Below are 19,514 nucleotides of genomic sequence, written 5' to 3'. Positions count from 1 at the left end.
GCTCCAGCTATGATCGTGCAGACACCGGTTGGCAATGGAAAAGCGCCTCTTGACCGGCGCAGAAAAACGCTAAACATGCTTACTATGTGTGGACGTTTTTCATTGACTGCAAGCCGGGAAGAGCTGGAAGCCTTCGTGGCCGCATTGATCGCAGAGGATTTTCCTCCACGATATAATATCGCGCCAACGCAGCCCATATTGACCATTCTGGGCGGGGAAACGCTGCCGCCAGGCAGTAACAGGCCGGATCGCGTCGGGTTGCTGGTGCGATGGGGTTTTGTTCCGTCATGGGGCAAAGACCCGAACGACTGGCCGCTCATGTTCAACATCCGCTCCGAGACGGCCGCGGAGAAGAATTCGTTTCGCGCCGCCCTGAACCACCGACGCGCCTTGATCCCGGCATCGGGTTTTTATGAGTGGCGCCGTGAAGGCAAGAACAAGGCGCAAGCCTACTGGGTGCGCCCGCGCAAGGGCGGCATTGTCGCTTTTGGCGGCTTGATCGAGACATGGAGCAATGCGGACGGATCGCAGATCGATACCGGAGGCATATTGACGACGAGTGCTAACGGCCTGTTACGACCGATCCATGAGCGGATGCCGGTTGTCGTACAGCCGGAAGATTTTGCGCGCTGGCTGGATTGCAAACGTTTTCTGCCGCGCGAAGTGGCGGATATCATGCGTCCGGCTCAGGATGATTTGTTTGAAGCGATACCGGTGTCGGACAAGGTCAACAAGGTCGCCAACACGACGCCCGATTTGCAGGAACGTGTAGAGGAGCAGGCTTCTTCGGAGCGTGCAGTGCCGAAACGAAAGAACAAGCCCGAATCCGATGACGGAAATGGCGGGCAGCTTTCGATGTTCTGACAGTGACCGCCGGTCTTGCTGGACTGGCGCTATGTGTTACGCATCCAACGACTTTGATCGCCGAGCCCGCGGCGCTCCAAGGGGTTTTTTGTCGCATTATCCTACGCAAAACCGCTTCGCACTTTTGCTGGAAATGCTCCAGGCGCTGAACGATATCAGCTTCTTCAGCCTGTCTTCTTGACGGCGAGAATGGAACGCCGGCGATTGTCGTTACGACCGTCGCTGCTGCGCTGCGTTGCGTTCAGCAATGCTGCAACAAGCACGGCAGGCCCGATTTCGCGGTATTTATCAACCAGTCGGTCTTGGCGGGGTTGCAGTTCACTCTTAGACATTGGTCCTTCCTTTCGATAATGCCTGCTCACCATTTTGTGATTGATTGAGACCGAATGAAGGCTGTTTGGAGCCGGTTTTGCGGTTTTCCGGTTAACGCTGGAGAGGGCGCTCACAGGTTGCAAAAATACAACAAAGACGGCGATCCGGCTGTTTGCGGCAGGGCAGGGTGACTTTTGGAACAGGCACTTAGCGAAAGCTCTTGACGGAGGCACTCCCGCTGAGGATAAGTGCAATCATGAAAACGCCGACCACGATCATTTGTATTTGTGCGATTATTATTGGCTAGCAGCCTGCTGGCCCGGCCGTTTTCGTCTCCCTTTCATAAAAATTGGATGATAACGCCCCGGTCAGTCGGCTGCGGTCAGTTGCGCTTAGCATTTCCAGCAAAAGTGCGAAGCGGTTTTGCGTGGGATAATGCGTGAAAACAGTAGCTGGAGCAGTGCCGCATATTGTTTGAGCGGAACGTTCCAGTAGGTCTTTTTGGGGAATATTTACAATGGCTTATGCGCCGCAACTGCGTCTGTACAACACGCTGACCCGCACGAAGGAGGAGTTTTCTCCCATCGATGCCGACAATGTGCGCATGTATGTTTGCGGACCAACGGTTTATGACTTCGCGCATATAGGCAACGCTCGTCCGGTGATCGTTTTCGACGTGTTGTTCCGTTTGCTGCGTCATGTCTATGGCGCGGAACACGTCACCTATGCCCGCAACATTACCGACGTCGATGACAAGATTAATGCGCGCGCCGCGCGCGATTACCCTGATCTATCCTTCAATGAAGCCATTCGTCGGGTGACGGAAAGCACGAATGCACAGTTTCAGGCTGACGTGACGGCGCTTGGTAATCTACAGCCGACCGTTCAGCCGCGCGCTACCGAGCATATGGACGAGATGCGCGCCATGATTGATCGTCTGGTGAAGCTGGGTGTAGCCTATGTGGCCGAGGATCATGTGCTCTTCTCGCCGTCGGCCATGAACGAGCGGACCGGGCCGCGTTATGGCGCGCTTGCCCGCCGCTCGCTGGATGAGATGCTGGCAGGCGCCCGCGTCGACGTAGCATCCTACAAGCGGGACGAAATGGATTTCGTCTTGTGGAAACCGTCGAAGGAGGACGAGCCGGGCTGGTCCTCTCCTGCAGGGATCGCGGTATTGGGCCGTCCGGGCTGGCATATCGAGTGCTCGGCCATGTCGATGGCCAAGCTGCTTGAGCCGTTTGGTGGCGGATTGAAATGCGATGATCCGCTGAAGAATCAGTTCGACATTCATGGCGGCGGTATCGATCTCGTATTTCCGCATCACGAGAACGAAATTGCGCAATCATGCTGCGCATTCGGCACCGAGCGGATGGCGAGCATCTGGATGCATAACGGCTTCCTGCAGGTCGAAGGGCAGAAGATGTCGAAATCGCTTGGCAACTTCATCACCATTCGCGATGTGCTGAACGAAGGCCTGCCGCAATTGGGTGTATGGGACGACGTCGATGCGCATGATCGTTGGGTTGGCCTGGCGGCTCGCCTTTCGATGTTGCAGACGCATTATCGCGAGCCGATCAACTGGACGGCGCAGCGTCTGGCAGAATCTGCCGACGAACTGCATCGCTGGTATGGCTTGCTGCGCGACAGGAATTTCGAATTGCCGGAAACGCTGACAACAGTTGGCGAGGTGGTGGAGGCCCTGTCTGACGATCTGAACAGCTGGACGGCAATCACGGCTTTGCGCAAGGCTTTCAAGGCACGCGATGTCGAGGGATTGGGCGAGGGCATGGCTCTGTTGGGCCTGTTCGATCCGCATTTCGTTACGGCTGAAGCCATTCCGGTCTTTGCAAAGGTCGAGGTGGATAGCGAAGCCATTGAAGCACGTATTGCGGAGCGCCTGCGCTTCATCAGTGAGAAGAACTGGGCTGAGGCTGATCGCATTCGCGATGAACTGCTTCAGGAAGGTGTTCAGCTCAAGGATGGCAAGGACCCGGCAACGGGCGAACGCATAACCAACTGGGATGTGGTAGGCTAACAGGCTTGCGGAGTAGGGAGGATGACATGACGCTTGATAACAAACCGATCTATACCGGTGGTTGCCAGTGCGGTGCGGTTCGCTTTCGCGTTGACGGTGCGATGGGTTCCGCATCGATCTGTCATTGTCGCATGTGCCAGAAAGCGTTTGGCAATTTCTATGCGCCTCTGGTGTCGGTAAGTGATGCGAAGCTGGAATGGACGCGCAACGAGCCTAAGCGCTTCCGTTCGTCCAATCATGTGCAGCGGGGCTTTTGTCCTGAGTGTGGTACGCCGCTTACTTACGAGGCACCCGACGGGATCGCGCTCGCCATCGGTGCATTCGATGCGCCGGAGGAAATCGAGCCGACGGTTCAGTGGGGCATCGAGAAGCAGCTGCCCTATGTGCCGGAACTTGCAAATCTTCCCGGCTACACAACGGAACGCGATCCGGAGAGCATCGAATTTGTACGAACGATGATTTCCTACCAGCATCCCGATTACGACACTGAAAGCTGGCCGCAACAGCAAGGTTGACCGGACCGCAGACCCACCGACAGGCAGGCACAATGGCACGCGAACGCATCTATATCTACGACACCACTCTGCGGGATGGACAGCAAACACCCGGCATTGATTTTTCCGTTGAGGACAAAAAGTCGATTGTCGTGCTGCTGGAGGAGTTGGGTGTCGACTATGTGGAAGGCGGTTATCCGGGAGCCAACCCGACTGATACGGCCTTCTTCAAGCGTCGCCAGACCGCACGCGCAAAATTTGTGGCCTTCGGCATGACGAAGCGCGCAGGCGTTTCGGCATCCAACGATCCGGGCCTTTCCAGTCTGCTTCAAGCCTCTGCCGATGCCGTTTGTTTCGTTGCCAAGAGCTGGGACTACCATGTCCGCCTGGCGCTGGGCTGTACCAATGAGGAAAATCTGGAGTCGATCACGGCTTCCGTCACGGCTGCACGTATGGCAGGGCGGGAAGCGCTGGTCGATTGCGAGCATTTCTTCGACGGATACAAGGCCAATCCCGAATATGCGCTTGCCTGTGCCAAGGCTGCCTATTCAGCAGGTGCGCGCTGGGTTGTGCTTTGCGATACGAATGGCGGCACACAGCCGTCGGAAATCGCCGAAATTGTTGCCGCCGTGACGGCTGTAGTTCCGGGTGAAAGCCTTGGCATCCACGCCCATAATGACACCGAGCAGGCGGTGGCCGTCTCGCTCGCAGCTATCGATGCGGGTGTGCGCCATGTGCAGGGGACGCTCAACGGTATCGGCGAGCGTTGCGGCAATGCCAATCTCGTTTCGCTGATCCCTACACTGGCGCTGAAACCCTATTGGGCAGAGCGTTTCGAACTGGGGATCAAGCCTGCTGCACTGAAGGGGATCACGCGGATCTCGCGTGCCTTCGACGATATTTTGAACCGTCCGCCGACGGAGCAGGCGCCCTATACCGGCACTTCCGCATTTGCGACCAAGGCCGGAATTCATGCTTCCGCGCTTCTCAAGGAACCGCAGACCTATGAGCATGTGCCGCCGGAAACCGTCGGTAACAGCCGGCGTGTCATGGTGTCGGATCAGGGCGGAAAGTCCAATTTTATCGCTGAACTGGAACGTCGCGGTATTCGCGTTGCGAAGGACGATGTCCGTCTCGACACGTTGATTGCCGTGGTCAAGGAACGCGAAGCCGAAGGCTATGCCTATGAAGGCGCGGATGCAAGCTTCGAGCTGCTTGCGCGCAACATGCTGACGCCACAGCCGGAATTCTTCAAAGTCGAATCCTTCCGTTGCCTTGTCGAGCGGCGTTTCGATGCCAACGGCATGTTGAAGACCGTGTCCGAAGCCGTGGTCAAGGTTGAGGTCGATGGCGAGGTTCGCATGTCGGTCGCCGAAGGGCACGGCCCGGTCAATGCGCTCGATATAGCGCTACGCAAGGACCTCGGGCGGTTTCAGGCCGAGATCGAGGATCTTGAGCTGGTGGACTTCAAGGTGCGTATCCTCAATGGCGGGACGGCGGCTATCACCCGCGTTCTGATAGAATCCGGGGATGCGACCGGTGCCCGCTGGCGCACGGTTGGCGTGTCGGACAATATCATAGATGCGTCGTTCCAGGCCCTGATGGATTCGGTCAACTACAAGCTGATGAAGAACCGTTCGATGGCCGGATTGGCCGCCGCCGAGTAAAGCCATCTGTTCACGACGATTGATGTTTCGATCAGTTTAATTGAATGGATTTTATGGATTGTTGAGCGCATAGCAGGTGAAGTTCGATGCTTCGCCTGCCGTAATTGGCTTGCGACATCTTCAGTTTCGCCGAGGAGAGAGGCATGTCCGATCAGACCATCACCGATACGCACCTGTCTGACGGGTCGCGCGGGTTTCTGATGGCCATCGCAGCCTATGGCCTCTGGGGCGCGCTGCCGTTCTATCTCAAGGCGCTCGGACACATTCCTGCAATGGAAGTCGTGTCGCACCGCGTGATCTGGTCAGTTCCGGTTGCGCTGATGCTCCTTTTCGTCCTGGGGCAGTTCAAGGATATTCTCAATGCCGTGCGTCAGCCGCGCATGCTGGCCATGGCTGCTCTGACAGCCGGGCTTATTACGATTAACTGGTCGATCTATGTCTGGGCCGTTGCCCACGATCAGGTGATGGGAGCGGCACTTGGCTATTACATCAATCCGCTGTTCAATGTCGTTCTGGGCGGTTTGTTTCTCGGCGAGAGGCTGACCAGAGTTCAGTATGTCGCTGTCGGGTTCGCCTTTGCGGCTGTGCTTTTGCTGACCGTCAATGCAGGCGGTCTGCCATGGGTATCGCTGGCGCTGCCGCTGACCTTCGGCCTTTATGGTTTCTTCCGCAAATCACTGCCAATGCCGCCGCTTCAGGGCTTCACGCTGGAAGTACTCATCCTGTGCATTCCGGCACTCGGTTATGTGTTGTGGCTGGCGGCAAACGGTCAGGATCATTTCTCGACAGGCCCGGCGTTTAACGTGTCGATGTTGCTTCTGGCCGGGCCTTTCACGGCTATTCCGCTGATCCTCTATGCCGGTGGCGCAAAGCTGTTGCGCTATACGACGCTTGGCCTCATGCAGTACATGACGCCGACGATGTTGTTTTTCTTTGCGATCTTCATCTTCCACGAGCCGTTCTCGACCGCGCAGCTCGGCGCATTCGCGCTGATCTGGGCCGGGCTTGCGCTCTATACATGGTCGATGCTGGTTGAACATCGCCGGGGGCGAGCTACTGCATCGGCCCGAAAATAGGAAATGATTTTCGGAAAGCACGATGCGTAGATTAATAAGTCAGAGCGTCCTTTGTGCGTCCAAGAGGACGCACGGCGCTTTAGAGGCCTGATCTTCACAATTCGCTGAATGTGATTCTCTTACGGTGGATATCCTGCCGTAAGCCTTATTTTGGCCGCTGTCTTTACCACTCATCCGCCGATAATCCAGTGGTGGAGAATTGTTCAAAATGGTCTTCTGGTCAGCGCCAGCAAACGAAAGAAAAGTTGCTGCGACGGCGGAGCCAGATTTTGCGGCTTTCAAGGCGGCCTTGAAGAGCGAGCCGCTTTCTTCTCACAGCCTGAAGCCATTCCGGCAGGTCCGGTTTTCCTTGCATACGCATTTGCGGTTCTGTCTGGCGCTGATAGCCGCAATGGTCATTGCTGGCGGCGGGCTTCTGTTTACGACCGGACGGCTTGTCCGTCATGGCCGCGCGGCACAGCCGGTCATGGTCAATCCGGCGACGCTAAACAGGAGACGCGCAGCGCCGAAAGAGGCAAGACTGGCACCGGAGATCGGTACTGACCAGGGAAGCCGGGTATCCCGACGCATTGATATTGCTGAAGGCGTCGAGGATGGTGACGCGCGTCTCTACACCTACCAGCATGTGGTGCTCGATCTCAAAGGTTCCAGCCGTGCTGCCATAGACGACACGCTCCGCGGAGAGATTTCCGTACCGAAATCCTTGCCGAAACGGCCTGAGGAAGAGCTGGAGCGGGGTGTTCCGATCAATGTCAGCCTCGCCAAACCGGCTGTTGCTTCGGGCGCAAAGGTTCACGAAATCATTGTCGCACCGCAGTCGCGCGAGCGATTGGGCGCATTGTTGCAAGCGGCGGGGATTGCGGTTGAAGACAGCAAGCGGCTTGAGGAGGCCCTGGCGCGAACAGAACTGGTGCCCGGTGACAATCTTGAACTGCTGGTGGACAAGTCGAGGCAGCACGCCGATGGAGAGCAGCATATTGCGCTTGCGCGCTTCGAGCATGGCGATATCGACAAGGCAATTTATGGACGTGCCGACGATGGCGTTTTCCGCGCCACGGGCAATGAGCGCCTTTTTGCTCGCCTGTCGCGCGATGCGATGCTGACGGCCTATCATCCGCAAAATGCAGTCAGCAATAGCGGCTCCATTTCGTCGCGGCTGGAGCAGGCAGGCGCACCGAAGGCAATCGTCGGTGAAGTCGAGAAGCTGGCTTCACAGAATGGTATTTCGCTGAATGGCGGTAAAAAGCCCGATTTGATCGATCTTCTATTCCGCAAAAGCGCAGACACCGAACCGGAACTGGTTTTCGTTGAGTTCACGACCGACGGTAAAAGCCACCGCCTGTACCGTCACGAAGGCAATAACGGTGCTGACTATTTCAATGAAGATGGTTCGTCCATGACGAAATATCTCATGCAGAAGCCGCTGCCGAATGGCCGTCTCAATGATGGTTTCGGCTGGCGCATCCATCCCGTTCTGCATGTTCGCAAACACCATAATGGTGTCGATTACGATGCGCCGATCGGCTCGCCCATCGTTGCGGCGGGTGACGGTGTGGTGGAGTTGATCTCGTATCAGAAGGGATATGGCAAATATGTCCGCATACGCCATCAGGGCGGCTACAGTACGACCTATGCGCATCTTGCATCGGCCAAGAAGGGCCTGAAGGTCGGTGATCGCGTGAAGCAGGGAGACGTGATCGCCTATGTCGGATCGACAGGCTACTCGACCGGCCCGCACCTCTATTACGAACTCAAGGTCGGCGACCAATATGTCGATCCGTTGACGGCGCGTCTCAATGCAGGTGAAAAACTGACAGGCTCATCCCTGAATAGCTTCCGCGAAGAAATTGACCATGTGGGTCAGATCGTCAATGAAATGAAGCTGCCAGTCATGCCTGCTGCACCCGAAGTCACGAAGTCAACTTCGGGGAAGGGTGGGCGCCATCACTGATTACTTTATCGGGCGATAGGCGTTTGCCAGCGCGACGAACTCTTCGACGCTGAGCGTTTCTGCGCGCCGTGTTCCGTCGATACCGGTCTTTTCGAGAAGCTCGGCTCCGCCCACCGGTTTCAGGCTCTGGCGCAACATCTTGCGACGCTGTCCGAAAGCGGCCTGCGTGATCTGTCCAAGAGCATTGGCGTTGCAAGGCAGCGGATTTTCACGCGGAGTGATATGAACGACCGACGACATGACTTTCGGCGGCGGCGTAAATGCCTGCGGGGGCACATCAAAACTGATCTTGGAAACTGTTCTCCACCCGGCAAGCACACCCAGACGTCCATAGTGATCGCTGTCCGGTGTCGCGACGATACGTTCGGCGACTTCCCGCTGGAACATCAATGTCATGGACGAATAGAAGGGTGGCCATGGCTCGACCAGCAGCCAGTTGATAAGAAGCTGCGTGCCGACATTATAAGGCAGATTGGCGACGATGCGCGGCTTCGGCCCGTCTGGAAACAGCGCCGAAAAATCCTGCTCAAGCGCATCACCGGAGATGATGCGCAGACGACCCGGATAATGCGCTTCAATCTCTGCGAGCGCGTCCAGGCATCGTTCATCGCGCTCGATTGCCGTAACATAGGCACCTTGTGCCAGAAGCGCGCGGGTCAGGCCGCCAGGGCCTGGGCCAACCTCAATAACAGGCTGATCCTGCAGATTACCCGCCTGACGGGCGATTTTCGATGTCAGATTGAGGTCGAAAAGGAAGTTCTGGCCGAGCGATTTCTTCGGCATCAGATCATGCCGTTCGATTACCTCGCGAAGCGGGGGAAGGCCATCAATACTCATGCCATTTGTACTCGTTAGTGTGCGTTGGCGGCGTTTTCAGCCAGTTCCTGTGCAAGACGAATGGCCGCGACAAGGCTGTCCGGGCGGGCAATGCCTTTGCCTGCAATGTCGAAAGCCGTGCCGTGATCCGGCGACGTGCGAATGAAGGGAAGCCCCAAGGTCACATTCACAGTCTCATCGAAAGCAAGTGCCTTGGCCGGGATAAGGGCCTGATCGTGATACATGCAGACCGCAGCATCATAGGTCGCGCGGGCTGGCGCGTGAAACATCGTATCGGCGGGCAGGGGGCCGCGAGCGTCTATCCCTTCACTGCGCAATGCCTCGACTGCTGGCAGGATGATAGCGTCATCCTCCTTGCCCATAGCTCCGCCTTCACCGGCGTGCGGGTTAAGTCCGGATATGGCGAGACGCGGTGCGAGAATGCCGAACCGTTCTCGCAGTTCGGTGGCGGTGATCCGCGAAACTTCGATGATATCGGCAGTTCTTAAACGGGCGGGCACTTCGGCAAGCGGAATGTGTATGGTGACCGGAACGGCGCGAAGCTGCGGCCCGGCAAGCATCATGACGGGCGTGACAGGTTTGCCCAGATATTTGCTGGCGAGTTCCGCTAGAAACTCCGTATGGCCCGGATGCTGGAACCCGGCTTCATAAAGCGGCTTCTTTGAAATAGGGCAGGTGACAACTGCTGAAGCCTCACCTTTCAATGTGAGTTCGACAGCGCGCTCGATGGCTTCGATGATGCCTGCAGCGTTTTCCGGCAAGGGCTTGCCGACACTATCCGTCAGCTTGTTGTCGAGAGGGAGAACCGGCAAAGCATGCGCAAATACACGGCTTGCGGCAGAAATGGTGGTGATGACCTCGATCTCGACGTCAAGTCCGAGATGCTTTGCGCGCGCAGTCAGTTGAACCGGATCTGCCAGCAAGGCGAAAGGCGGCAACGCAAGCTCGTCGCGCCGGAGCCAGGCGACAAGCGCAACGTCGGGGCCAATGCCGGACGGATCACCAATGCTGATGGCGAGAGGAGGAACAGGTGATGCGGACATCGCGTCAATAGTCCAATGAATACGGATGAATCCGTCAGGTCGGTTTAGCGATTGACGATCGTCGCCTTTTCGCGCAGTTCCTTGAGATATTTCTCGCTGAGCTGTTCCGCCTTCTTTTCCTGACCGGCAGCGGAATCCGCGCCTTCCATGGAGAAGACGAGCTGGGCGACGCGGTCATCCGACACTTGCCGGGTTGAGCAGACGGCCAGGAATTCAACGCCCTTTTCGGTTTCCTGCGGCGGGGTGGTGCCGCCAACCGATGTGGACTTGACCGCCTTGGACCATTCGCCAGGCAATTGCTGTTCGATAATGCGGCCAAGATCGCGGACGGTTACGTCAAGAATGCCCTTGGCCTGCTGACGGGTTGCATCGCAATTCTGGAAGCGCGAGCGAAGTGCATTGGCTTCCTGCTTGCGCTTGGCGAGCAGGGCAGGAGAGCGCTTGGAAGCCGGCACCACGAAAATGACCTGCTGGAGGCGATATTCGGTCGCCACAGGCTTCTTGCCGCCATCCTTCAACATGCGCTGAACGGCTTCCTGTTCGCTGACCATGCCGGTCGCACGGAAACGGGCGCTGACGAGACGGCCCCAGCCCATCTGGACCATGATGTATTTCTTGAAATGATCCGGCGTAACACCCGACTGGTTCATCAACTGATTGAGTTGTGCCAGACTCATCTTGTTACGGCTGGCAAAACCGGCATAAGCCTCATCGACCTGCTGTTCGGAAATATTGATGCCGCGCGATTTCATCTCGACGCGCTTCAGCATTTCATCAGTCAGCTCTTGCTTGGCAATCTGGCTGAGATTTCCGCCCTTGCGCTGCAACTTCAAAAAGGCCATGCGGTGCTGAATATCGCTGTTGGTGATGGCGTTGCCGGAGACGATAACCTTGACCTCGGAACCTGCACCTGCAGCAAATGCTGGAACCGCAACCGTTCCAAGCGTCGTCAAGCAGACTGCGGCGCTCAGCATGGAGGCGAAGAGAGGTCTTGCAATCATCATCTTTCTTTCCCGATTCCTTCCGGTCGATGAACGACAATCCTTACCGGACGTATCCCTTTATGGTCATTATCGTCGGCAGCCAAACAATCAATCAATCATATCAGCGGCTGATCATAAGCTGCCTGTATAGATGACCCAGTGCGGCGAAACAATGACCCAAAAGCTATTTTGCGAAGGTTGTATCGTGTGAATACTACAGAAAGAAAGCCAAATTAGGCTTTGATGTGCAAATTTCTTTGTCGAATGAAATGAAAAGACCGGAAGCATTTCTAGTGCTTCCGGTCTGTCAAATTTAGAAAATCTGATTGCCGCTACCTATGTCACCCAGGGTACGCAGCGAAATGTTGAAGCCTATGCTATGGGATGGCTTATCATCAACCCGCGATGGATTTCGCGTTTGTAAATAAGCCATGGAATAAGTGAAGCATTCGTCGTCATATGCTAAACCAGCGGACGCTCGAACCAACGTCTCGGATACCATGTCGTAGGTACCCGAACCAAAAACGCGCCAGTTTGGCGTAATACGTGCCGTTGCCGAGCCCGTGACTTCCTGACGAAGATCAGAGTAACCATAAGCTGGTTGCGGAGCGATATAAGCATATCGTGCTGAAAGCGAAAGTTTTTTCCAGTTCTGTTGGGCCTCAAGTTCACCGCGTTCAACAGAAAAACTATCCTTGTCGAAACGACCGCGGGCAGCAAGGGCAAGTCCTCTCGAGTTGGATGTGCCGATCATTGCAACATAATCGGAACGGGCATCTTCAAGACCCGAATCCGCGCCGGCATTAACAAAATCGCTCGTCCCAAATGAGTTCACGCCGCCTAACTGGAACGACTGGCCGCCGAGAGCATAAAGAGCCCAGTCGCTATTGTTGAAGTTGCCCGAATAGCGCAAACCGAGATTGGCTCGTGTACCACCTTCAACACGGTCATACCCGGAGAATTTGTCACGCGAAAACAGGTTCGTCGCGTCGAAGACGAAGCTCTGGGCATCTTCATTCGGCAGTTCGCCCGCATAGCGTTCATTGTTACGAATATAAAGCTGGGCGATCGGCTCGATGATATGGGTAGAACTGGTGCTTGAAAACAGAATGGGCCAGCGAAGCTCAAGCCCGGCCGTTGCCATAGCACGAAGCGCTTCAGAACGCACCAGTGCATCCGTATATCCAGCGTCTATAGGATTGAAGTCCGTATTGACACCAATCGCGTCACCGCGCAATGCCAATAACGGCGTGATTACCAAGCCAGCGGGCGTTATGAACGTGCGTTTCCATTCAGCTTCGCTAGTTAGACGGACGTTCGTTCCATCAAAACCTGGAATACGTGGAAAATCTGCAACGCCACCTCTACGGTTCGTAGAATAGTTGGTATTCTCTCGATAAAGAACTTGCAGATTGCTCGTAAAGTTCAATTCACCGCCATAGACTGGATCCGGCAACGTATAGGAATAGTCCACGCTGGGGAAAACCCATGGTTGCTTCGAGTGCATCTCACGCAAATTATTCGACAGAAGAGATTCCTGCACGTTGAAGCGATAGAAGTTGAGGTCGAAGTAGTTACGGTTATTGATACCTCTGAGATAGATCTTGGAGATTTGTGTTCCTTGATTGTAACCCTCGATATCATAGGTCCGACTGAAATTCCGGTCGGTCTGTGCCATCACATCCCAGCCAAAACGCCAGCGCGAATTGAGATTAAAATCACCTTTCGACGCAACCATGCCGCGGTTGTCTTCTTCGCGATCAACGGTGTTCAGATCGAATTCACCGGGCTTGTTCTGGTGAATGCCAGCAATACGAAGATTGTAGGTACCGTTTTCAAGACGATGACGCCATTCAGCTTCGGTCAGGAAGCCCTGCTTGGTATAGGCGGTCGTGGAAAGCGTCAGATCGTAATTTGGAGCAAGTGCCCAGAAATACGAGTTCTTGATGCCGAAGCCGAGATCGTCCTTGTAGGAAAAACCCGGAAACAGGAAGCCGCTCTTGCGCTTTACCGTCGGGTCGGCCATCTCGAATGCCGGGAAGTAGGCAAGTGGCATGCCGAAGAACTCGAAGCGGCCATGTTCGAAACGGACCGTCTTCGTCGTGCTGTTCCAGATGATCTTGCGCGCCTTGATCTGCCAGAGAACAGGCTTGTCCGGATTCTTCGCGCAGGGTTCGCAGGCCGTATAGACGCCATTGTTGAACGTCGTGATTTCGCCGTTGCTGCGTTCGGCACTTTCAGCGGCAAAGCGGGTGTTATCCGTCGTCTCGACGCGCAGGCCGTTTACGAAGCCATCGCGGAAACTGTCGGTGACATCCATATGGTCGGAGTAGATCTTGTTGCCGTCGCGCTCGACGACCTCAACATTACCCGTCGCAGTCATGCGCCGCGTCTGCTGGTTATAGGTTACCTTGTCGGCGACGAGATGATTGCCGTCATACTCGATGCGCACCTTGCCCTGAGCCGTGACGGTATTGACGTCACGATCATAGACAAGCTCGTCAGCCTGTAGAAGCATGCGTGCGTTCGGATCGCTCTTGTAATTGGCAGCAAGAGCGTCCTGTGCCGATGCGGGTGAGGGCAGGGCCGCGACAGAAATGAAAGGCAAAGCAAGGACGCACGCCAAAGCCGTCCCGCGCGTCAGGCGCGAGAACGAATGGGGCAATACCATGCGGGCGTTACTCGAACCCACTAACCATCCTCCTTATGCAACAAAAAGGAGACACCAAAGAATGTTGCGATAATAACCGGAACCCAGGCAGCCACGAATGGCGGAACGAATCCCGCATTCCCGAATGCCTTCACTAGCACCGAAACGACATAAAGCATGAAGCCTGCGATAACGCCACCCAGAATCATAGCTCCTGACTGACCAAATCGCACAAATTTCAACGACACTGTTGCAGCAATGAGAGTCATCGCCATCAGCAATGCCGGCAATGCCAGAAGTGACTGGTATTGCATATCAAATGCGTTTGCGGAGTAACCGAAGGAACGCGCGACCTCGATCTTGTGGCGCAACTGCGTGAAGGGGATCGTGTCGGGCGTCGCGAGCTTCTCTTCCACATATTCCGGACGAAGCTGCGTCTCGATCTGGAAACTCGCCATTTTCTGGGGTTCTTCGCCGCGCGCGAATCGCGTCACGTCGGTAAGCTCCCAGTGGCCGTCCTTCAGTTGTGCGGTCCGCGCGTCGTAGCGTACCTTGATATTCTTCTTCTCATCGAACTGAATGAATGTCGCGTCAGCAAGTGTCGCGCCCTGATCCAGAATGCTCTTTGCACCGATGATGGTTTCGCCTTCATCCGTTTTCTGGCGCAGCCACGGGTCGCGCAGGGCGGAAACGTCGGTAACCTTGCCGGTCTTCCATGTCGATGCAATCTCGTCGGCCTTGGCAAAACCGTAGGCGGCGAATGGATTGAGGATGAAGATCGTCGCCAGGCCAAACAGGAATGCGCCGAAGCAGGCAGGCAGAAGGAATTGCCAGGCCGACACGCCAACGGAGCGAGCGACAACAAGTTCGTATTTTCTATTGAGCGAGATGAGCGTCGCCATTGCGGAGAACAGGGCAACAAACGGGATCATCTGCTGCATGATGAAGGGTACGCGCATGGCGGAAAGGCCAAGCGCAGCCCACACCGAATAGTCCGGCAGGTTTGAAAGCTTGCTCGCATTCTCGGTGAAATCGAGAAGCAGCGACAATGCGAAGATGCCGAGCAGAAAATAGAACGTGATCTGCACGTAGCGGATGAAGAAATAGCGCCCGAGCGTCCAGCCGATCATACCTGACCTCCGGCTTTATTGCGGGAACGTCCGGTGAGACGGGCATAAAGCTCCGAAACGCGGTTTCTCAGACTGTCGAAATTGTCGAGAATACGGTCGTTCCATTTGTCCGGCAGGCCGATCCGTCGCCCGGTGGCGAGCGCAAAGCCAGTCACAAGGATGACGGCGGCGGGCACGAGATACATGACGACGATATAGCCTGCATCCTTGTCGGCCCGGTCGGATGCGAAATAGCCTGCCCAATAGACGAGGAGGGCGGTGCTGATCGCCGAGAAGGACGCAGAGACACGAGCTTCCCGATGCGAACGGGAATCGCCCGCAAAAGCCAGTGCGATCATTGCAAAGACAACCGGATAGAGCCATTGCGTCAGACGCCGGTGCAATTCGGCCTTGTAGCGCAATGGGCGGGTCTGAAGGATCGGGTCATTCGGGTCCGGGTTCAAAAGATAGGACAGCGGACGGTCTTTCGCATAGATGACGAAATCGTCGCCAGCCGAGGCAAACTGGCTGAGATCGAATGCGTAGGAATTGAACTTGATGATCGAAACCGTGCCATCCGACACGTCACGCCGCTGCACTTCGCCGTTCTGCATCAAAAGCATGTCACCGCTTGGCGTCGAAGCAATTGCGCCATCGGCAGCATAATAGATGAGGTCAAGCGATGGATCGCGGGAATCGGCGATGAAAAGTCCGCCAATGCTGCCATCGGCGCGTCGTTCCGCGACCTGAATATAAAGATTGTCCGCCAGTTTGCGGAAATTGCCTTCCTGAACGATGACATTCATCAGATCGGCGCTGGCATTGGCGATCATGGCGCGCATGTTCATGCGCGCATAGGGATCGACATAATTGGCGACGAGAAACGAGACGACGGAAATCACGGCCGCAAGAATCAGAATAGGGCGCATCACCGCACTGCGCGGGGCACCCGATGCATTGATAACGACCAGCTCGGAATCCTGGTTCATGGTGGACAGCGTCTGTGTGATCGCAATGATCAGCGCAAACGGCATCACGAGCGGGATGGCTGACGGAATCAACAGCGAGCTGAATTGAATGATTGTCTGGAATGTCTGGCCGCTTGTGGTCAGAAAGTCGATGCGCTGAAGCACCTGCACGGTCCAGGTAATACCGACTGCCGCCCCAAGCACTGCGAGGAACATGATCGCCACCCGGCGCAAGATGTACAACTCAATCAATCGCATAGGTGGAGTCTACATCCCGGTTCCGTTGAAGAGTGCGCACCTGAAAATGGCTGCGGCACTCGTGATAATCACTAAACTTAATGACGCTTGGCTAAGATTGGCCCAATAAACGCGGTTAACAGATTACTAAAAGCATCATGAAGATGCCAGCTCTGCTGTTTCCCTTAATGGGTGATGAGTGGGCTCAAGGCAACCGGTTTTTGCGGGAAGCCAGTATTTTGCGGGAAGCATGTAAGACGGGTTTGCAATTGTGTCCTGCACGGTTTTCCTCGGGCTAAAACTGGACAATCTGGGATCTGCTCTTGCTGTTTCGCCATATTCGTCTCACATGAGTGGGGAAAAGTCGCGACACAATCGTGTCATTCTCAAATCGACACCAAGTTTGGAGTTGTCATGTCTAAACGTCCTTCGATCTCTTTCAGCGATTTTGCAGTACCGGAAAAAGGCGTGTCCATCGTCCTCGTCGCCAAGGGCGGCGGTTTTGCGGATGAAGCGGCTCAGGCCGTGGGCGGCGCGGAAAAGATCAAGCGTATTGCCGAAATTTCCGGATTCACCGGCGCATTGGGCAAGACGGCGGAAGCGATCGAGACAACTTCCAGTGGCATCGACAAGATCGTTCTGGTCGGCGTCGGCGAAACCGGCAAGCTTGGCAATGACGACTGGCTCAAGATTGGTGGCGCAGCGTTTTCACGAATCGGCAAGGCCGAGCGTGCAACCGTGACGCTGGCCTTGCCTGAAACCACCATCGCCGGTGACGAAGCGGCAGATTTGGCGCTTGGCATGATTCTGCGCTCCTACAAGTTCGAACGCTACAAGACGCGCAAGAACAATGAGGAAAATGGCGATCCGAAACATGCTGCCAAGGTCAGCATCTGCGTCGCTGACCCGCATACGGCAAAGCGTGCTTTTGAAGTTGCAGAAGCGGTCGCGGACGGTGTTATCCAGGCGCGCAATCTCGTCAACGAGCCTGCGAATATTCTTGGTCCGGTCGAGTTTGCACAGGAAGCCGAGAAGCTCGAAAAGCTTGGCGTGAAAGTTGAAGTCCTCGGCGAGAAGGAAATGAAGAAGCTCGGTATGGGCGCGCTTCTGGGCGTAGCACAGGGTTCCGTTCGCCCGCCGCGACTGGTTGTCATGGAATGGCAGGGCGCGAAGAGCAAGGAAAAGCCGGTTGCTTTTGTCGGCAAGGGCGTGGTGTTTGATACGGGCGGTATTTCCATCAAGCCTGCCGGTGGCATGGAGGACATGAAAGGCGACATGGGCGGTGCGGCAGCCGTCACGGGCCTGATGCGCGCTCTGGCTGGTCGCAAGGCAAAGGTCAACGCCATCGGCATTATCGGCCTTGTCGAAAATATGCCGGATGGCAATGCACAGCGCCCAGGCGACATCGTGACATCCATGTCGGGGCAGACGATTGAAGTCATCAATACCGATGCTGAAGGCCGTCTCGTCCTCGCCGATGCGCTGCACTATACGAATGATCGTTTCAAGCCGCGCTTCATTATCAATCTGGCCACCCTTACGGGTGCCGTCATGGTTGCACTCGGCCAGTATCATGCCGGCCTTTTCTCCAATGACGACGAGCTTGCGGACCAGCTTTACGATGCGGGCCAGTCGACCGGCGAAAAGCTGTGGCGCCTGCCGCTCGGCACTGAATACGACAAGATGATCGATTCGAAGTTTGCCGATATGAAGAACAGTGCCGGCCGTTACGGCGGATCGATTACGGCAGCACAGTTCCTGAAGCGCTTTGTCGGCGAGACCCCTTGGGCGCATCTCGACGTTGCCGGAACAGCCATGGGATCGCCAGCAAACGAGTATAGCCAGACATGGGCTTCCGGCTATGGCGTGCGCCTGCTGGACCGCCTTGTCCGGGACCATTTCGAAAGCTAAAATCTTTTCCAAACAAAAGGATGGGTGGAGAAGCGGAATCAATTTCTTCACCCGTTTCCGAAACGGATAGTGCATGGCGGAAATTCTCTTCTACCATCTGACGGAATCGACACTCGATGAGGCCTTGCCCGGTTTGGTCGAGCGTTCGCTCGGACGCGGCTGGCGCGTCACGATCCAGACGGTCAGCGAGGAAAGACGCGATGCGCTGGACGGCTTGCTCTGGACCTTCTCCGATACATCCTTTGTGGCGCATGGCACGGATAAAGAGCCCCATCCCGAACACCAGCCGGTATTGCTGACCACCAGTGAAGCCAATCCGAATGGAGCGACGGTGCGCTTTCTCGTTGAAGGCGCCGGGCTGGAACAGGCGGATGTCTATGAGCGTCTTGTCGTCATGTTTGACGGGCATGATCAGGATCAGCTCGATATTGCCCGAGGGCAGTGGAAGAATTTCAAGGCAGGAAATCACGACTTGACCTATTGGCAGCAGACGCCGGATCGCCGCTGGGAGCGCAAGGCGTGATACGGGCTCTATTCATTTCGATGATCGTCGCCGGGTTTGGCTTTGGCATCGGCTATCCCTGGTATATGCGCCATTTCACGGGCAGCGAGATTGGCCGCTGGACCATGCTTGAAAATCGTCAGAGCGGCTTCAAGATACAGGAAGTCAGGCTGTCGGCGGCTGATGGGCCTGTGCGTGTGTTCATCGATGCCACGCCTTTGCCGGGTTACGTGCCTGCGGAAAGGCGCTCGGCGGTTACGCTTGCGGTCAGCCGCGACGGCCAGCCGGTTCTCTCCCAGGGACTCGATTTCGCCTCCACCAGCGGTTCCATCAATACGGACCGCCCGCAGGATGGCAGCGTTCTGCGCCAGAGCGCCGGGGACATCGATCCGGTCATTCCGGGGCTTTATGCATTTCGTCTGGTGCAGGGAAACACGGATGGGCTTCAGGTTTCAAAAGCCGATCTCGTATTGCGCCGTGGGGCCGAAACGCCTGACGAGGTTTATACGACCATCGGGCTGATCCTCGGTGCATTCGGTCTTTATGCCCTGATGCGCACGCGCCTGCGTCCCCAGAGCTGATTGATGACGATGCTCTGCAAAATTTCCGACAGATTGTTGCTGTTGCTGCTTTCGGCTCTTGCCGCGCTGGTTACGCTGATACCGCTCGAAAAGCTGGGCGTCTTCGGCTCTTCCTTTGAAGGGCAGAGCGGTTACGCTGCCCTTTATTTCGGCTTTCCCACTCTGACCGTTATTTTCGCGCTTCTCGCGGTGCAGTTCATGCCCCGCCCTCTGCCGGTTGCCATGCGCATCGTGGGTTGGCTGGCGCTGGCAATCGTGGCCTTGTTGATGTTCGCCTAGGCGGTGGTGCGCCGA

At 56.1% G+C, this 19,514-nt stretch carries 17 protein-coding genes; 10 read left to right on the top strand and 7 right to left on the bottom strand.

Features of this window, described 5'->3' with window-relative positions:
* Window positions 1-84 precede the first annotated feature (84 nt).
* Window positions 85-864: an SOS response-associated peptidase gene (locus F9K91_RS13460; protein ID WP_151677983.1), complete on the top strand. Its 780-nt coding sequence runs from the start codon at window positions 85-87 to the stop codon at window positions 862-864.
* Window positions 865-1,028: 164 nt separating this feature from the next.
* Here the strand turns inward: F9K91_RS13460 and F9K91_RS13455 are convergent, their stop codons facing one another.
* Entirely contained in the window at window positions 1,029-1,196 is a 168-nt protein-coding gene (locus F9K91_RS13455) for a hypothetical protein (protein WP_061347302.1), read from the bottom strand.
* A 497-nt stretch (window positions 1,197-1,693) separates the two neighbouring features.
* Here F9K91_RS13455 and cysS point away from each other — a divergent pair, with 497 nt between their 5' ends.
* The 5 genes from cysS to F9K91_RS26785 all read left to right on the top strand — a co-directional run bounded on the left by cysS (window position 1,694) and on the right by F9K91_RS26785 (window position 8,399).
* A complete protein-coding gene (gene cysS, locus F9K91_RS13445; protein WP_151677972.1) occupies window positions 1,694-3,211 on the top strand; it encodes a cysteine--tRNA ligase in 1,518 nt (505 codons plus the stop codon).
* A gap of 26 nt (window positions 3,212-3,237) precedes the next feature.
* Window positions 3,238-3,726, top strand: coding sequence for a GFA family protein (locus F9K91_RS13440; RefSeq protein ID WP_010661658.1), 489 nt, complete (start codon window positions 3,238-3,240; stop codon window positions 3,724-3,726).
* A 32-nt stretch (window positions 3,727-3,758) separates the two neighbouring features.
* On the top strand, window positions 3,759-5,372 hold the full coding sequence (gene cimA / locus F9K91_RS13435; protein ID WP_151554835.1) for a citramalate synthase: 1,614 nt from the start codon (window positions 3,759-3,761) through the stop codon (window positions 5,370-5,372).
* A gap of 143 nt (window positions 5,373-5,515) precedes the next feature.
* Window positions 5,516-6,448 (top strand): EamA family transporter RarD, encoded by a 933-nt coding sequence (rarD, locus tag F9K91_RS13430; RefSeq protein ID WP_151677971.1) that lies wholly within the window; start codon window positions 5,516-5,518, stop codon window positions 6,446-6,448.
* A 208-nt stretch (window positions 6,449-6,656) separates the two neighbouring features.
* Complete coding sequence (locus F9K91_RS26785) at window positions 6,657-8,399, top strand: M23 family metallopeptidase (RefSeq protein WP_151677970.1); 1,743 nt, start codon at window positions 6,657-6,659, stop codon at window positions 8,397-8,399.
* Here F9K91_RS26785 and rsmA read toward each other — a convergent pair whose 3' ends face one another.
* From rsmA to lptF, 6 genes are all read right to left on the bottom strand, one after another.
* Window positions 8,400-9,236, bottom strand: coding sequence for a 16S rRNA (adenine(1518)-N(6)/adenine(1519)-N(6))-dimethyltransferase RsmA (gene rsmA, locus F9K91_RS13420; protein ID WP_151677969.1), 837 nt, complete (start codon window positions 9,234-9,236; stop codon window positions 8,400-8,402).
* 14 nt (window positions 9,237-9,250) lie between these two features.
* A complete protein-coding gene (gene pdxA / locus F9K91_RS13415; protein WP_151677968.1) occupies window positions 9,251-10,279 on the bottom strand; it encodes a 4-hydroxythreonine-4-phosphate dehydrogenase PdxA in 1,029 nt (342 codons plus the stop codon).
* A gap of 44 nt (window positions 10,280-10,323) precedes the next feature.
* Window positions 10,324-11,283, bottom strand: coding sequence for a peptidylprolyl isomerase (locus F9K91_RS13410; RefSeq protein WP_061347310.1), 960 nt, complete (start codon window positions 11,281-11,283; stop codon window positions 10,324-10,326).
* Window positions 11,284-11,575: 292 nt separating this feature from the next.
* The gene (locus tag F9K91_RS13405) at window positions 11,576-13,933 is read right to left on the bottom strand and encodes an LPS-assembly protein LptD (RefSeq protein ID WP_151677982.1); all 2,358 of its coding nucleotides are present in this window, start codon (window positions 13,931-13,933) and stop codon (window positions 11,576-11,578) included.
* Between the two features lie 20 nt (window positions 13,934-13,953).
* Window positions 13,954-15,042 (bottom strand): LPS export ABC transporter permease LptG, encoded by a 1,089-nt coding sequence (gene lptG / locus F9K91_RS13400; RefSeq protein WP_151554829.1) that lies wholly within the window; start codon window positions 15,040-15,042, stop codon window positions 13,954-13,956.
* Window positions 15,039-16,247, bottom strand: a complete 1,209-nt coding sequence (gene lptF, locus F9K91_RS13395) for an LPS export ABC transporter permease LptF (protein ID WP_151677967.1) — start codon at window positions 16,245-16,247, stop codon at window positions 15,039-15,041. The genes lptG and lptF overlap by 4 nt, the downstream gene beginning before the upstream one ends.
* Before the next feature lie 393 nt (window positions 16,248-16,640).
* Here lptF and F9K91_RS13390 point away from each other — a divergent pair, with 393 nt between their 5' ends.
* The 4 genes from F9K91_RS13390 to F9K91_RS13375 all read left to right on the top strand — a co-directional run bounded on the left by F9K91_RS13390 (window position 16,641) and on the right by F9K91_RS13375 (window position 19,499).
* Window positions 16,641-18,137: a leucyl aminopeptidase gene (locus F9K91_RS13390; RefSeq protein WP_151677966.1), complete on the top strand. Its 1,497-nt coding sequence runs from the start codon at window positions 16,641-16,643 to the stop codon at window positions 18,135-18,137.
* 73 nt (window positions 18,138-18,210) lie between these two features.
* Window positions 18,211-18,660 carry a DNA polymerase III subunit chi gene (locus F9K91_RS13385; RefSeq protein ID WP_061347315.1) on the top strand — a complete coding sequence of 150 codons (450 nt, stop codon included), beginning with the start codon at window positions 18,211-18,213 and terminating at the stop codon, window positions 18,658-18,660.
* Window positions 18,660-19,220, top strand: coding sequence for a type IV secretion system effector BspB (gene bspB, locus F9K91_RS13380; protein ID WP_412842163.1), 561 nt, complete (start codon window positions 18,660-18,662; stop codon window positions 19,218-19,220). Before F9K91_RS13385 ends, bspB begins: the two co-directional genes overlap by 1 nt.
* 3 nt (window positions 19,221-19,223) lie before the next feature.
* A complete protein-coding gene (locus tag F9K91_RS13375) occupies window positions 19,224-19,499 on the top strand; it encodes a hypothetical protein (RefSeq protein ID WP_151677965.1) in 276 nt (91 codons plus the stop codon).
* Window positions 19,500-19,514: the final 15 nt, after the last annotated feature.

The organism is Brucella tritici (assembly GCF_008932295.1).
Taxonomy (GTDB): domain Bacteria; phylum Pseudomonadota; class Alphaproteobacteria; order Rhizobiales; family Rhizobiaceae; genus Brucella; species Brucella tritici.
Note: the sequence above shows the minus strand (reverse complement) of the source record. Positions and strands in the feature narration are given on the sequence as shown.

Bases quoted from the DNA above. Each gene is read 5' to 3' on its own strand.
- F9K91_RS13440 (WP_010661658.1), top strand. From the start codon at position 3,238: ATGACGCTTGATAACAAACCGATCTATACCGGTGGTTGCCAGTGCGGT.
- F9K91_RS26785 (WP_151677970.1), top strand. From the start codon at position 6,657: ATGGTCTTCTGGTCAGCGCCAGCAAACGAAAGAAAAGTTGCTGCGACG.
- cimA (WP_151554835.1), top strand. From the start codon at position 3,759: ATGGCACGCGAACGCATCTATATCTACGACACCACTCTGCGGGATGGA.
- F9K91_RS13455 (WP_061347302.1), bottom strand. From the start codon at position 1,196: ATGTCTAAGAGTGAACTGCAACCCCGCCAAGACCGACTGGTTGATAAA.
- pdxA (WP_151677968.1), bottom strand. From the start codon at position 10,279: ATGTCCGCATCACCTGTTCCTCCTCTCGCCATCAGCATTGGTGATCCG.
- F9K91_RS13410 (WP_061347310.1), bottom strand. From the start codon at position 11,283: ATGATGATTGCAAGACCTCTCTTCGCCTCCATGCTGAGCGCCGCAGTC.
- lptG (WP_151554829.1), bottom strand. From the start codon at position 15,042: ATGATCGGCTGGACGCTCGGGCGCTATTTCTTCATCCGCTACGTGCAG.
- F9K91_RS13385 (WP_061347315.1), top strand. From the start codon at position 18,211: ATGGCGGAAATTCTCTTCTACCATCTGACGGAATCGACACTCGATGAG.
- F9K91_RS13405 (WP_151677982.1), bottom strand. From the start codon at position 13,933: ATGGTATTGCCCCATTCGTTCTCGCGCCTGACGCGCGGGACGGCTTTG.
- lptF (WP_151677967.1), bottom strand. From the start codon at position 16,247: ATGCGATTGATTGAGTTGTACATCTTGCGCCGGGTGGCGATCATGTTC.
- F9K91_RS13460 (WP_151677983.1), top strand. From the start codon at position 85: ATGTGTGGACGTTTTTCATTGACTGCAAGCCGGGAAGAGCTGGAAGCC.
- F9K91_RS13390 (WP_151677966.1), top strand. From the start codon at position 16,641: ATGTCTAAACGTCCTTCGATCTCTTTCAGCGATTTTGCAGTACCGGAA.
- F9K91_RS13375 (WP_151677965.1), top strand. From the start codon at position 19,224: ATGACGATGCTCTGCAAAATTTCCGACAGATTGTTGCTGTTGCTGCTT.
- cysS (WP_151677972.1), top strand. From the start codon at position 1,694: ATGGCTTATGCGCCGCAACTGCGTCTGTACAACACGCTGACCCGCACG.
- rarD (WP_151677971.1), top strand. From the start codon at position 5,516: ATGTCCGATCAGACCATCACCGATACGCACCTGTCTGACGGGTCGCGC.
- rsmA (WP_151677969.1), bottom strand. From the start codon at position 9,236: ATGAGTATTGATGGCCTTCCCCCGCTTCGCGAGGTAATCGAACGGCAT.